The sequence below is a fragment of the Streptomyces sp. NPDC049541 genome (assembly GCF_044465725.1).
Taxonomy (GTDB): domain Bacteria; phylum Actinomycetota; class Actinomycetes; order Streptomycetales; family Streptomycetaceae; genus Streptomyces.
The window spans coordinates 187,003-199,987 of the sequence record NZ_JBITLY010000009.1 but is presented as its reverse complement, the minus strand read 5'-3'; the positions used below and the strand labels follow the sequence as shown (position 1 = coordinate 199,987).

The following is a 12,985-nucleotide window of genomic DNA, read 5'->3' as shown; positions in this document are numbered from 1 at the left end:
CTGCCACACTGAATCCGCAACCACCCCCGACCAAGGACCAAAGATGACCCGCGTGATCGCCGGCGCAGCCGGCGGACGTCGCCTGGCCGTGCCGCCGGGCACCGGCACCCGCCCCACCTCCGACCGCGCACGCGAAGGTCTCCTCTCCACCTGGCAGTCCCTCCTCGGCGGCCCCCTGGACGGCGAACGCGTCCTCGACCTCTACGCCGGCTCCGGCGCCGTAGGTCTGGAGGCCCTCTCCCGAGGCGCGAGCCACGCCCTCCTCGTCGAGGCGGACGCCCGCGCCGCCCGCGTCATCCGCGAGAACGTCAAAGCTCTCGGACTCCCCGGCGCAGAGGTGAGGGCGGGCAAAGCCGAACAGATCATCCAGACGCCGGCGCCGACACCGCCGTACGACCTCGTCTTCCTGGACCCGCCGTACCGAGTCACAGATCACGATCTTCGCGAGATTCTCCTCACACTCCGTTCGGGAGGCTGGCTCGCGCCGGAGGCGATCGTCACCGTGGAGCGCAGCACCAGAGGCGGCGAATTCATGTGGCCCGAGGGTTTCGACGCGGTCAAGGCCCGTCGCTACGGCGAGGGAACGTTTTGGTACGGTCGCGCCGCCTCTACGTGCGAAGACGCACGATGACCGGACCGGAGAGCGAGGGAACACCAGTGCGCCGCGCCGTCTGTCCCGGGTCGTTCGACCCGATCACCAACGGACACCTCGACATCATTTCCCGTGCCTCTCGTCTCTACGACGAGGTCTATGTCGCGGTCATGATCAACAAATCCAAGAAGGGCCTGTTCGAGATCGACGAGCGGATCGACCTGATCCGTCAGGTCACCGCCGAGTACGGCAACGTGATCGTCGAGGCCTTCCACGGCCTCCTCGTCGACTACTGCAAGGAACGGGACATCCCGGCCATCGTCAAGGGCCTCAGGGCGGTCAGCGACTTCGACTACGAGCTGCAGATGGCCCAGATGAACAACGGCCTCTCGGGCGTCGAGACACTCTTCGTGCCGACCAACCCCACCTACAGCTTCCTGTCCTCCTCGCTCGTCAAGGAGGTCGCGACCTGGGGCGGAGACGTCTCCCACCTGGTGCCGCCGATCGTCCTGGAGGCCCTCAACAAACGCCTGCGCAAGGACTGATGGGGCTACAGTCGTCCCGTCCGTCTCCAACCCAGCTGTAGAGAGTGGCGAGCACACGGTGGACGTGCAGAAGAAGCTCGACGAGATCGTCGCCGCGGTCTCCGGCGCCCGGTCGATGCCCATGTCGGCCTCGTGCGTGGTCAACCGCGCCGAGCTGCTCTCGATGCTCGAAGAGCTGCGCGAGGCGCTGCCCGGCTCCCTCGCCCAGGCCCAGGAGCTGATCGGCGACCGCGAGCAGATGGTCGAACAGGCCCGTCAGGAGGCCGACCGGATCATCGGGCAGGCGCACGCCGAGCGCGGCTCCCTCATCTCCGACACCGAGATCGCCCGCCGCTCCCAGGCCGAGGCCGAGCGCATCCTCGCCGAGGCGCGCCAGGAGGCCGAGGAGGTCCGCGCGGAGGCCGACGACTACGTCGACTCCAAGCTCGCCAACTTCGAGGTCGTCCTCACCAAGACCCTCGGCTCCGTCGGCCGCGGCCGCGAGAAGCTCCTCGGCACCGGCCCGGGCGTCGACGAGCAGGGCTACGAGGACGAGGACGCCCCCGAGCGCAGCCACGACCCCGAGACCCTGCGCAAGGACGCCGACGCCTACGTCGACGCCAAGCTCGGCGCCTTCGAGGCGGTCCTCGCCAAGACCCTGGAGGCCGTCGGCCGCGGCCGCCAGAAGCTGCACGGCCGTATCGCCACCGATGACCTCGGCGCCCTCGCCGACGACTCCACGTCCTTCCAGCACTCCAGCGACGCCGACTACCTGGCCGACCTCGCCGCCGTCGCGGAGCCGAAGCCCGCGGCCGAGCAGCCCGCCCAGCAGCAGGACTACGCCCAGCCGCAGCCGGCGTACGGATATCAGCAGCAGACCGACCCGTACGGCGGCGCCTACCAGCAGCAGGCGTACGGCCAGCAGGACGCCTACGGCTACCAGCAGGCCGATCCCTACGCCTACCAGGGCTACGACGCCCAGCAGACGGCGTACGACCCGGGCCAGGAGCAGCACGGGCACCAGACGCAGCAGGCGCACCAGTCGTACGCCCTCGACGAGACCAGCCTCTTCGACACCGGCATGATCACGCCCGAGCAGCTGAGGGCCTACGAACAGGGGCGCGGCCAGTAAGCTGCCACCGGATTGGGCCGTGAGCGAAAGGTCCAGTATCCTGGCTCTTCGGTCGCGTGTACGTCCGCGATCAGCGCTGCCCGGGGAAACCGAAGGGCAGCGTCCCCCTGAGCTGGAAGACCGAAAGCAGGAATGGCTCTGAACGCCCGCCTCGACCACCGCAAGCCTCTCGTGTTCGACACACACGAGCTGGGGCGGCGGCCCGGTGCGCTGCAGCGCCTGACCCGCACGGTCGACGCTCCCAAGGACCTCGGTATCGCGGGAGTCGTCGGAGTGCCGGAAGGCGCTCCGGTGGAGCTCGAACTCCGCCTCGAGTCGGTCATGGAAGGGGTGCTTGTCACAGGCACCGCCCGTGCACAGGCCGAGGGGGAGTGCGTAAGGTGTCTGGAGCCGCTTCAGCTGGACGTCGAAGCGGACTTCCAGGAGATGTTCTCGTACCCTGACGCCGATGACCGGGGCCGCCCCAAGGCGGAGCCGGCCGACGACGCCGAGGAAGACGAGGACAGGCTCTTCATCGAGGACGGCCTGTTCGACCTCGAGCCCGTGCTGCGCGATGCGGTGGTGCTCGCACTGCCAATGCAGCCGGTGTGCCAGGAAGACTGTCCCGGTCTGTGCTCCGAGTGCGGAGCGCGGCTGGCGGACGACCCGGACCACCACCATGACGCCGTCGACATCCGTTGGGCGGCACTGCAGGGACTCGCCGGTTCACTCGGAGACGGCGAGAAGGACGAGATGAGCGGCGCCGAAGCGGGCGTCGACGAGAAGCAGGAGAAGTAGCCGTGGCTGTTCCGAAGCGGAAGATGTCGCGCAGCAACACGCGCCACCGCCGGTCGCAGTGGAAGGCTGCGGTCCCCACCCTGGTTGCGTGCGAGCGCTGCCACGAGCCCAAGCAGCAGCACATCGCGTGCCCGTCTTGCGGCACCTACAACAAGCGCCAGGTCCTCGAGGTCTGAGCGGCTGGTGAGAGGCACCGTGTCCACTGCCAAGAAGGCGGAAGACGCCAAGGCGGACCCAACCGCCAGGAAAAAGTCGGACAACACAGCCTCGTCCCACACGCTTCTGGAAGGGCGGCTCGGGTACAAGCTCGAGTCCGCCCTTCTGGTGCGAGCGCTGACCCACCGTTCGTACGCGTACGAGAACGGCGGTCTGCCGACCAATGAGCGGCTGGAGTTCCTCGGGGACTCCGTGCTCGGCCTCGTGGTCACGGACACGCTGTACCGCACCCACCCCGACCTGCCCGAGGGCCAGCTGGCCAAGCTGCGGGCCGCGGTGGTCAACTCGCGTGCGCTGGCGGAGGTGGGCCGCGGGCTCGACCTGGGCTCCTTCATCCGGCTCGGCCGGGGCGAAGAAGGCACGGGCGGCCGGGACAAGGCGTCCATCCTCGCCGACACCCTGGAAGCGGTGATCGGCGCGGTCTATCTCGACCAGGGTCTGGAAGCGGCGGGCGAACTCGTCCACCGGCTCTTCGACCCGCTGATCGAGAAGTCCTCCAACCTCGGAGCCGGCCTGGACTGGAAGACCAGCCTCCAGGAGCTCACCGCGACCGAGAGCCTCGGTGTGCCCGAGTACCTGGTCACGGAGACCGGCCCCGACCACGAGAAGACCTTCACTGCTGCCGCCCGCGTCGGAGGCGTCTCGTACGGCACCGGCACCGGCCGCAGCAAGAAGGAGGCGGAGCAGCAGGCCGCGGAATCCGCGTGGCGGTCCATCCGGGCCGCGGCGGACGAGCGCGCCAGGGCGGCGGCCGAGAAGGCCGCAGCCGAGAAAGCTGCCCAGGACGGCGAAGGACCGTCGTCCGTCTCCGCCTGACCGACGCCTCACCGGCGGAGGTCTCCTTCTGACGTACAGCGACCCGAGCGTCCGTCCCTCCCCGGGGCGGGCGCTCGGATCGTCCACAGCCCGTACGGGGGTCCCGATGCCCGAGTTGCCCGAGGTCGAGGTCGTCCGGCGTGGTCTGGAGCGGTGGGTCGCCCATCGCGTCGTCGCCGACGCCGAGGTGCTGCACCCGCGTGCCGTACGCCGTCATGTGGCCGGCGCCGACGACTTCGCGCACCGCCTCAAGGGCCACCGCATCGGCGTCCCCAGCCGCCGCGGCAAGTACCTGTGGCTCCCCCTGGAGGACACCCACCAGTCGGTCCTCGCCCACCTCGGGATGAGCGGCCAGCTGCTGGTCCAGCCGAACGCGGCCCCGGACGAGAAGCACCTCAGGATCCGTGTCCGCTTCGCCGACGACCTCAAGACGGAACTCCGCTTCGTCGACCAACGCACCTTCGGCGGACTGTCGTTGCACGACAACACCCCCGAGGGCCTGCCCGAGGTCATCGCGCACATCGCGCGCGACCCCCTCGACCCGCTGTTCGACGAGGAGGCCTTCCACCAGGCGCTGCGCCGCAAGCGCAGCACCATCAAACGGGCCCTGCTCGACCAGTCGTTGATCAGCGGAGTCGGCAACATCTATGCGGACGAGGCCCTTTGGCGGGCCCGCATCCACTACGAACGCCCCACCGCGACCTTCACCCGCCCGCGCACCGCCGAACTCCTCGGCCACACAAGGGATGTGATGAACCAGGCGCTCGCCGTGGGCGGCACCAGCTTCGACAGCCTGTACGTCAACGTCAACGGGGAGTCGGGCTACTTCGACCGGTCGCTGGATGCCTACGGCCGGGAGGGCCTGCCCTGCAAGAGGTGCGCCACACCGATGCGCCGGCGCCCCTGGATGAACCGGTCCAGCTACTTCTGCCCGAAGTGTCAGAGGCCGCCGCGCGCGGTGTCGTAACGCTCGCGGGCCGCGAGGACGTCGTCCATGCGGCCCTCCAGCAGATGCACGAGGGCGAGCAGCCGCTCGGCGACCTCGCGGCCGAGCGGGGTGAGTTCGTAGTCCACACGGGGCGGGTTCGTCGGCTGGGCCTCGCGGTGCACCAGGCCGTCCCGCTCCAGCGCGTGCAGGGTCTGGGAGAGCATCTTCTCGCTCACCCCGTCGACCCGGCGGCGCAGCTCGTTGAAGCGCAGGGACCCCTCGAACAGGGCGCACAGCGTCAGGCCGCCCCAGCGGCCCGTGACGTGCTCCAACGTGCCGCGCGAGGGACAGGCCTTGGCGAACACGTTGTACGGGAGGTCGTCCGCCTCCATGAGCTCCTGCGTGGTGTCCATACCTCGAGCGTACTTGAGTGCAGCACTAACCGACAGGTTGCACTAACTGTAAGGTAGTGCACCAGCCGTCGCCTCCGTCTAGTAGCCGAAGAAGTGAAAGGCCGGGTCTCTGACCTGCGACCGTGCAATTGATCAACGCTGCGACCTGCGACTTAGCTGTCGGTGGTTGTCAGCGTTGGTCGTCGCTGAGCACCCCCGCACGGCCCGGAGACGGCCCGAGCGGGGGTGTCGTGCATGGCACCTGGATGCGAACTACGGGCACCAGGCTGTTGGATGTTCCCGCGCAGGTGACGGGGACGATAACGGTCCAAGGCGGCTGCCGGTGGTCGGCACGGTCTCTGTACTTCCATGCTGTATCGCAGTCACCGTTTTGCGAGGGCCGTCCGATAACGACTTTCCCGGACGATGGACGCCCTAGTCGGGGTTGCCCCTACAGCGGGCCCGACACCAATGGGATGGGCTTCACCAACTGGTACAGCACCCCGCCGGTGGGCGACCCGTCGGGGTTGGTGCCTTGGGCCGGTGGCGGGAACTGAAGGAGACCCCCGACATTCAGACCCACTGGTTGAGGGTCCGCGAGAGGCGCGGCCGCCGAGGCATTGAAGGCGGTCACGCCGAGCCCGCCAGCAGCGAGAAGCGCGACAGCCGCAATCCGCGGGGTTTTGATCATTTGTGTCACTCGATCCTTTGCTGAGGTCTCTGGCACGCCATGCCCGACGGGAGGCGTTGCCTGCTCGCTATGTCAACGCGTCAGTCGTCCCCAGGTGACACCTCTGACGCTAGCCAGCGCCCCGCTTCGCGCTACGCGGTCGGTGGAGCGGCTTTGGGCTGGAGCTGCTTTGGCGCGAGTGATCATGGCCTCGTAAGCTCCCGGCGCGTCGGGCAGTCCGTGGACCTGCCCGCTAACGCACGACGTTGGGGCCATGATCTGCGAGGCTCGCGCCAAAGTGGCTGCCTAAAGCCGTGGAGCCGACCGCCTCAGCCACGACGTGTTCTGACCTCATGCTCCGTGTGCCTGCCGCGCGCGCCCGCCCGGAGGAGCGAAGCGACGACGGGTGCTTGACGGCCCGCCGGTCACGGCATCGCTGCTCTTCACCGGTTCCGCTGGCCTGGCGCTGGACCGCAACCGTTTCAATGATCGTGTTTGGCGTCCGACTCTTCGGGCCGCGGATGTCGAGACAGGGCGGGACAACGGCATGCACGCGCTCAGGCACTTCTACGCTTCGGTGCTGCTGGACGCGGGGGAGAGCATCAAGGCCCTCAGTGAGTACCTGGGGCACCATGACCCCGGCTTCACGCTGCGGACGTACACGCACCTAATGCCGTCGAGCGAGGCCCGGACCAAGGCCGCCGTAGATCGCGTCTTCCAGGACGACGAACCTGCGACGGCCCCGACACGGCCCAGGAAGGTTCCTAGGCCTCTGACCTGCGGTTATCTCAGTAGCCGAAGTCCTGCGTCCACCACGGGCCACCGGACCCGAAGTGCACACCGACGCCCAGCGTCTTGAAGTCGCAGTTCAGGATGTTGGCGCGGTGACCGGGGCTGTTCATCCAGGCCTCCATCACGGCGGCCGCGTCGGCCTGGCCCCGGGCTATGTTCTCGCCGCCGAGGTTGGTTATGCCGAGCTTCGCCGCCCGGTCCCACGGTGAGGCGCCGCTGGGGTCGGTGTGGTCGAAGAAGCCCTCGGCGGCCATGGCGTCGCTGAACTTCTCCGCCAGCTGGGACAGGGTGCTGTTGGCGGAGACCGCGCTGCAGCCGACCTTGGACCGCTCCTCGTTGACGAGCTTGAGCACCTCCGCCTCCGCGGCGGCCACCGCGGAGACGGCCACCGGAGCGGTGGTCTGCGTGGGCGGCTTGGTCTCCTGCTGTGCCGGCGTCGTCTGCGGCGTCCGGGTAGGCGTGGCCTTCGGCTTCTTCGGCGCCTGGGTCGGGGTGGCCGAGGAGGCCGACGGGCTCGGCGTGGGCGAGGCCGAGCGGTCGGCGTCGCGGCTCGTGGAGGAGCCCTGGTCGCGGCCGGCGGCGCTGCCGGACGTGCCGCCCTGCTCGGTCGCCGAGTTGCTCGGAGTGTTCGCGGCCTGCACCTTGTCGGAGCTGCCGCTGCCGCCGAGCCGGTAGTTGTCGAGGCCGGGCATCGCACCCGTGGCGACCGCGACCGTGCCGATGGCGACGGCGGCGGAGACCCCGAGCAGACCGGTGCGCACCGGCGTCACGGCCTTCTTCCGGCGGCGCGCTCCTCCGCGCCGGGAGCCCTTGTCGGGCGCGAACGCGTGCTCCGGGAACACCGTCGCGTAGTCGTCCTCGGTGGCGAACAGGTACGCGGCGCTCCTCGCGGAGGCCTCGGCGTACTCCGTGGAGTGCAGATAGGGGGCGGTGCCCAGGGTGGGCCGCTCGTCGCCCGCGCCGGTCTGCGGAGGGTCGTAGCTGTACGAGTACTGCTCGGGGTCGTAGCTGCTCGCGTGCGAGCCGTCCCTACCTGTGACCCCCGTGGCGCGGCCCGTGGCGGCGCGGCCGGCGGCGGAGCGTCGGTGGCGTCCCATGTCTTGGCCTTCCTCGTCTTGCCGATCAACGTGTCCCATATGATCTTGCGGAGTGATCCAACTCACCCCATCGGGTGAGTTTCATATGAGATTCATTGGGTGGGGACGGTACCGCATGGCGTCAGAGGAGGATGTGTCCCAAGAGACATTGGCCGGTTAGGTTGCACCCATGAGCGAGGATGTGCGACTGGTCGCCTGGGTGCGGGGACGCGTCCAAGGTGTGGGTTTCCGCTGGTTCACACGGGCCAAGGCCCTCGAGCTCGGCGGCCTGAGTGGTTTTGCTCTCAATCTGGGCGACGGACGGGTCCAGGTGGTCGCCGAAGGTCCCCGGGAGCGGTGCGAAGGGCTGCTCGACTGGCTCGAGGGCGACGACACGCCCGGCCGTGTCGAGGGTGTCACCGAGATCTGGGACACACCCCGCGGGGGGTACGACGGCTTCGCCATCCGCTGAGCCGATTCTGTAAAGCGGCCCCGGTGACAGGCGACGGACAGGCCACCGGCGGGTCCCCGGAGCGGAAATTGCCTGGTGGTTGCCAAGAAGCGCTTGTCGTGGCAGGCTGCGCACCCAAGAATGATCGCCACGCCCTGAGGGCCCCGCAGGAGTCGCAGCGCCGCCGCCTTCAGGCCGCGCGCCCCCGGGTTGCCCGCCAATACAGGGCGTGATCGTGTTGACCGTCAAACTTTTTGGTGAGACGCTGAAAGCACCCCGCGCACCTTAGCTGTTTGGCATGGATGAACGGCAGCATGAACTCCATAGTGTCAAGCACCGCGGGTGCGATTCCCTCACGACCCACACCGCTTCGGTCGGTCACTCAGTGTGGAGGACCATCCATCATGGCAAAGGCGCTTCTCGGTTACGTCGGCGGCTCCGACCCTCGACTCCTCGCCGAGATGCGACGGCTCCAGCAGCGCGTCCAGGACCTGGAATCCGAGCTCGTACGGATCCAGGCGGAGAACGACGCGCTCGCGGCTGCCGCTTCTCACGACAGGATCATGGAGAGCATCGACGCACACCAGGCGGAGCCTGCGCTCACCTGATCACTGCATCGAACCACGACAGCAGTGGTTGGGCCGCCCGTATCAACCGCTAAGTTGTCAGAGTTAGAGTTTGCAAGGGACGCTTCGGCGTCCCTTCTTTCTTTCCCCCGCACATCCTTTCACCCTCTTTAACGTTTGGTGTGCCCTGCACGTTCAAGGGTGAAACCGTGGGGTTGCCAGGCTTCATCGTGTGGGATACCGGCGGAAGGTAGAGTCCAGCGGCGTGCACCTCAAGGCCCTGACCCTCCGCGGGTTCAAGTCGTTCGCCTCGGCCACTACGCTCCGGTTCGAGCCGGGCATCACGTGTGTCGTGGGACCGAACGGCTCGGGCAAGTCCAACGTCGTGGACGCCCTGAGCTGGGTGATGGGCGAGCAGGGCGCCAAGTCGCTGCGCGGCGGGAAGATGGAGGACGTCATCTTCGCCGGCACCACCGGGCGCCCGCCGCTCGGCCGCGCCGAGGTCTCCCTCACCATCGACAACTCCGACGGGGCGCTGCCCATCGAGTACGCCGAGGTCACCATCACGCGGATCATGTTCCGCAACGGCGGCAGCGAGTACCAGATCAACGGTGACACCTGCCGTCTCCTCGACATCCAGGAACTCCTCTCCGACTCCGGCATCGGCCGCGAGATGCACGTCATCGTCGGCCAGGGCCAGCTGGACTCCGTCCTGCACGCGGATCCGATGGGCCGCCGCGCCTTCATCGAAGAGGCCGCGGGCGTACTGAAGCACCGCAAGCGCAAGGAGAAGGCCCTTCGCAAGCTCGACGCGATGCAGGCCAACCTCGCGCGCGTGCAGGACCTGACGGACGAGCTGCGCAGACAGCTCAAGCCCCTCGGCCGGCAGGCGGCGGTGGCCCGACGGGCGGCCGTGATCCAGGCGGATCTGCGGGATGCGCGCCTGAGGCTGCTGGCCGACGATCTCGTACGGCTGCGGGAGGCACTGAAGGCCGAGGTGGCGGACGAGGCCGCGCTCAAGGAACGCAAGGAAGCCGCCGAGCAGGAGCTGAAGAAGGCGCTGCAGCGCGAGGCGCTCCTGGAGGACGAGGTACGGCAGCTCGCTCCCCGCCTCCAGCGGGCCCAGCAGACCTGGTACGAGCTGTCGCAGCTGGCCGAGCGGGTGCGCGGCACGATCTCGCTGGCCGACGCGCGGGTGAAGAGCGCCACGTCGGCGCCACCGGAGGAACGGCGCGGCCGCGACCCCGAGGACATGGAGCGCGAGGCCGCCCGCATCCGCGAACAGGAGGCCGAACTCGAAGCGGCCCTGGAGGCGGCCGAGCGGGCCCTGGAGGACACGGTCGCGCACCGGGCCGAGCTGGAGCGCGAACTCACGCAGGAAGAACGGCGCCTGAAGGACGTCGCCCGCGCCATCGCCGACCGCCGCGAGGGCCTCGCCCGGCTGAACGGGCAGGTGGGCGCGGCCCGTTCGCGCGCCGCCTCCGCCCAGGCGGAGATCGACCGCCTGGCCGCGGCCCGGGACGAGGCACAGGAGCGGGCCCTAGCGGCCCAGGAGGAGTACGAGGCGCTCAAGGCCGAGGTCGACGGCCTCGACGCGGACGACACGGAACTGGCCGAGCAGCACACGGCGGCCAAGCAGCAGCTGGCCGAGGCGGAGGCCGCCCTGACCGCCGCCCGCGAGGCGGCCACAGCGGTAGAGCGCAAACGAGCCGCGACCCAGGCCAGGCATGAAGCGCTGGCGATGGGGTTGCGGCGCAAGGACGGCACGGGCGCGCTGTTGGGGGCGAAGGATCGTCTCTCCGGCCTGCTCGGCCCGGCAGCCGAACTGCTGACGATCACTCCGGGCTACGAGGTCCCGTTGGCGGCGGCCTTCGGCGCGGCGGCGGACGCCCTCGCGGTGACTTCCCCGTCGGCCGCGGCGGACGCGATCCGCTTGCTGCGCAAACAGGACGGCGGCCGGGCGTCGCTGCTGTTGGCGGGTGCGCAGGAAGCGCCTCAAAGGGGCGCGGGGCTGTATCACCATGCGGCTCCGCCGCAGGGCGCGACCAGCCACAGTGAACCCGCAGGCGCCCAACGACCTTACGCGGCAGACCTCGTTCGCGCCCCCTCCGACCTCATGCCCGCCGTCCGCCGCCTCCTCCACGGAGTGGTGGTCGTCGGCACCCTCGAAGAGGCAGAGGAGCTCGTCTACAGACGACCGGACCTCACCGCCGTCACCGCAGAAGGCGACCTGCTGGGGGCCCACTTCGCCCACGGCGGTTCCGCCGGCGCCCCCAGCCTGCTGGAGGTACAGGCCTCCGTCGACGAGGCAGCCGCCGAGCTCGAAGAGCTCGCCGTCCGCTGCGAGGAACTCACCCAGGCACAGCACGCGGCCACCGAGCGCCGCAGGGAATGCGCAGCGCTCGTGGAGGAGCTGGGGGAGAAGCGCAGGGCCGCCGACCGGGAGAAGTCGGCCGTGGCCCAGCAGCTGGGCCGGCTCGCCGGACAGGCACGGGGCGCGGCGGGCGAAGCGGAACGCACGGTCGCCGCCGCCGCGCGGGCGCAGGACGCGCTGGACAAGGCCCTCGAAGAGGTCGAGGTCCTCGCCGAACGCCTCGCCGTCGCCGAGGAGATGCCCGTCGAGGAGGAGCCGGACACCTCGGTACGGGACCGTCTCGCCGCCGACGGCGCCAACGCCCGCCAGACCGAGATGGAGGCCCGGCTCCAGGTCCGTACGCACGAAGAGCGCGTCAAAGGACTGGCCGGCCGCGCCGACTCCCTCGACCGCGCCGCCCGAGCGGAACGCGAGGCACGCGCGCGTGCCGAGCAGCGCCGGGCGCGCCTCAGGCACGAGGCGGCCGTCGCGGAAGCAGTCGCCTCCGGTGCACGCCAGCTGCTCGCGCACGTCGAGGTCTCTCTCGCCCGGGCCGAGGAGGAACGCACCGCGGCCGACGCCGCCAAGGCACGGCGCGAGCAGGAGCTGGCCGCCGCCCGTAACACCGGCCGCGACCTCAAGGGCGAGCTCGACAAGCTGACCGACTCCGTCCACCGGGGCGAGGTGCTCGGCGCCGAGAAGCGCATGCGGATCGAGCAGCTGGAGACCAAGGCGCTGGAGGAGCTGGGTGTGGAGCCCGCCGGGCTCGTGGCCGAGTACGGCCCGCACCAGCTCGTACCGCCCTCCCCGCCCGCCGAGGGCGAGGAACTGCCGGAGGATCCCGAGCACCCGCGCAACCAGCCCAGGACCTTCCACCGCGCCGAGCAGGAGAAGCGGCTGAAGGCCGCCGAACGGGCCTACCAGCAGCTCGGCAAGGTCAATCCGCTCGCCCTGGAGGAGTTCGCCGCGCTGGAGGAACGCCACAAGTTCCTCAGCGAGCAGCTCGAAGACCTGAAGAAGACCCGCGCCGATCTGCTCCAGGTGGTCAAGGAGGTCGACGAGCGCGTCGAGCAGGTCTTCACCGAGGCCTACCGGGACACGGCCCGTGAGTTCGAGGGCGTCTTCAGCCGGCTGTTCCCCGGCGGTGAGGGGCGGCTGATCCTGACCGACCCCGACAACATGCTCACCACGGGCGTCGACGTCGAGGCCCGTCCGCCGGGCAAGAAGGTCAAGCGGCTGTCGCTGCTCTCGGGCGGTGAGCGCTCGCTGACCGCCGTGGCGCTGCTGGTGTCCATCTTCAAGGCCCGGCCGAGCCCGTTCTACGTCATGGACGAGGTCGAGGCGGCGCTCGACGACACCAACCTGCAGCGGCTGATCCGCATCATGCAGGAGCTGCAGGAAGCCTCGCAGCTGATCGTGATCACCCACCAGAAGCGGACCATGGAGGTCGCCGACGCGCTGTACGGCGTCTCCATGCAGGGCGATGGTGTGTCGAAGGTCATCAGCCAGCGGCTGCGCTGACCTCAGCAAGCTGCTGCGGGGGCAATCTCTTCAATTCTTGAACACATTCCCGTCACAACTGCGTTGAAAAGTCACAGCCGCGACCTCTTGACTTCGAAACTTGAAGGCATAGTCTCGGCAACGTTGCTTTTACCTTCAGGTGTTACCCACCGGGAAGGGTCCCCCACCCCGGCAGCGCT

At 69.3% G+C, this 12,985-nt stretch carries 13 protein-coding genes; 11 read left to right on the top strand and 2 right to left on the bottom strand.

The window, feature by feature from the left end:
* The first annotated feature begins 43 nt into the window (after positions 1-43).
* The 7 genes from rsmD to mutM all read left to right on the top strand — a co-directional run bounded on the left by rsmD (position 44) and on the right by mutM (position 5,024).
* Positions 44-631 carry a 16S rRNA (guanine(966)-N(2))-methyltransferase RsmD gene (gene rsmD, locus ACIBW9_RS30890; protein ID WP_398960323.1) on the top strand — a complete coding sequence of 196 codons (588 nt, stop codon included), beginning with the start codon at positions 44-46 and terminating at the stop codon, positions 629-631.
* A gap of 26 nt (positions 632-657) precedes the next feature.
* Positions 658-1,137, top strand: coding sequence for a pantetheine-phosphate adenylyltransferase (gene coaD / locus ACIBW9_RS30885; RefSeq protein ID WP_398960468.1), 480 nt, complete (start codon positions 658-660; stop codon positions 1,135-1,137).
* A gap of 58 nt (positions 1,138-1,195) precedes the next feature.
* Positions 1,196-2,248: an ATP synthase F0 subunit B gene (locus ACIBW9_RS30880; RefSeq protein WP_398960322.1), complete on the top strand. Its 1,053-nt coding sequence runs from the start codon at positions 1,196-1,198 to the stop codon at positions 2,246-2,248.
* Between the two features lie 132 nt (positions 2,249-2,380).
* Complete coding sequence (locus ACIBW9_RS30875; protein ID WP_398960321.1) at positions 2,381-3,025, top strand: YceD family protein; 645 nt, start codon at positions 2,381-2,383, stop codon at positions 3,023-3,025.
* Between the two features lie 2 nt (positions 3,026-3,027).
* Positions 3,028-3,201, top strand: coding sequence for a 50S ribosomal protein L32 (gene rpmF, locus ACIBW9_RS30870; RefSeq protein WP_003951102.1), 174 nt, complete (start codon positions 3,028-3,030; stop codon positions 3,199-3,201).
* A 7-nt stretch (positions 3,202-3,208) separates the two neighbouring features.
* A complete protein-coding gene (gene rnc, locus ACIBW9_RS30865; protein WP_398960320.1) occupies positions 3,209-4,057 on the top strand; it encodes a ribonuclease III in 849 nt (282 codons plus the stop codon).
* 106 nt (positions 4,058-4,163) lie between these two features.
* Positions 4,164-5,024: a bifunctional DNA-formamidopyrimidine glycosylase/DNA-(apurinic or apyrimidinic site) lyase gene (mutM, locus tag ACIBW9_RS30860; protein WP_398960319.1), complete on the top strand. Its 861-nt coding sequence runs from the start codon at positions 4,164-4,166 to the stop codon at positions 5,022-5,024.
* Here the strand turns inward: mutM and ACIBW9_RS30855 are convergent.
* Positions 4,997-5,398: a winged helix-turn-helix transcriptional regulator gene (locus ACIBW9_RS30855; protein WP_398960318.1), complete on the bottom strand. Its 402-nt coding sequence runs from the start codon at positions 5,396-5,398 to the stop codon at positions 4,997-4,999. The two genes, mutM and ACIBW9_RS30855, sit on opposite strands and share 28 nt — an antisense overlap.
* A 1,055-nt stretch (positions 5,399-6,453) precedes the next feature.
* Between ACIBW9_RS30855 and ACIBW9_RS30850 the strand changes: the two genes are divergently transcribed.
* A complete protein-coding gene (locus ACIBW9_RS30850; protein ID WP_398960317.1) occupies positions 6,454-6,906 on the top strand; it encodes a tyrosine-type recombinase/integrase in 453 nt (150 codons plus the stop codon).
* Here the strand turns inward: ACIBW9_RS30850 and ACIBW9_RS30845 are convergent.
* A complete protein-coding gene (locus tag ACIBW9_RS30845) occupies positions 6,836-7,936 on the bottom strand; it encodes a CAP domain-containing protein (RefSeq protein ID WP_398960316.1) in 1,101 nt (366 codons plus the stop codon). The two genes, ACIBW9_RS30850 and ACIBW9_RS30845, sit on opposite strands and share 71 nt — an antisense overlap.
* 169 nt (positions 7,937-8,105) lie before the next feature.
* Here ACIBW9_RS30845 and ACIBW9_RS30840 point away from each other — a divergent pair, with 169 nt between their 5' ends.
* The 3 genes from ACIBW9_RS30840 (at position 8,106) to smc (ending at position 12,806) form a co-directional block, all read left to right on the top strand.
* Positions 8,106-8,387 (top strand): acylphosphatase, encoded by a 282-nt coding sequence (locus tag ACIBW9_RS30840; protein WP_351475350.1) that lies wholly within the window; start codon positions 8,106-8,108, stop codon positions 8,385-8,387.
* Between the two features lie 383 nt (positions 8,388-8,770).
* A complete protein-coding gene (locus ACIBW9_RS30835) occupies positions 8,771-8,974 on the top strand; it encodes a hypothetical protein (protein WP_016432419.1) in 204 nt (67 codons plus the stop codon).
* A 223-nt stretch (positions 8,975-9,197) separates the two neighbouring features.
* A complete protein-coding gene (gene smc / locus ACIBW9_RS30830; protein ID WP_398960315.1) occupies positions 9,198-12,806 on the top strand; it encodes a chromosome segregation protein SMC in 3,609 nt (1,202 codons plus the stop codon).
* Positions 12,807-12,985 lie beyond the last annotated feature (179 nt).

Bases quoted from the DNA above. Each gene is read 5' to 3' on its own strand.
- ACIBW9_RS30875 (WP_398960321.1), top strand. From the start codon at position 2,381: ATGGCTCTGAACGCCCGCCTCGACCACCGCAAGCCTCTCGTGTTCGAC.
- ACIBW9_RS30845 (WP_398960316.1), bottom strand. From the start codon at position 7,936: ATGGGACGCCACCGACGCTCCGCCGCCGGCCGCGCCGCCACGGGCCGC.
- mutM (WP_398960319.1), top strand. From the start codon at position 4,164: ATGCCCGAGTTGCCCGAGGTCGAGGTCGTCCGGCGTGGTCTGGAGCGG.
- ACIBW9_RS30840 (WP_351475350.1), top strand. From the start codon at position 8,106: ATGAGCGAGGATGTGCGACTGGTCGCCTGGGTGCGGGGACGCGTCCAA.
- rsmD (WP_398960323.1), top strand. From the start codon at position 44: ATGACCCGCGTGATCGCCGGCGCAGCCGGCGGACGTCGCCTGGCCGTG.
- ACIBW9_RS30855 (WP_398960318.1), bottom strand. From the start codon at position 5,398: ATGGACACCACGCAGGAGCTCATGGAGGCGGACGACCTCCCGTACAAC.
- ACIBW9_RS30835 (WP_016432419.1), top strand. From the start codon at position 8,771: ATGGCAAAGGCGCTTCTCGGTTACGTCGGCGGCTCCGACCCTCGACTC.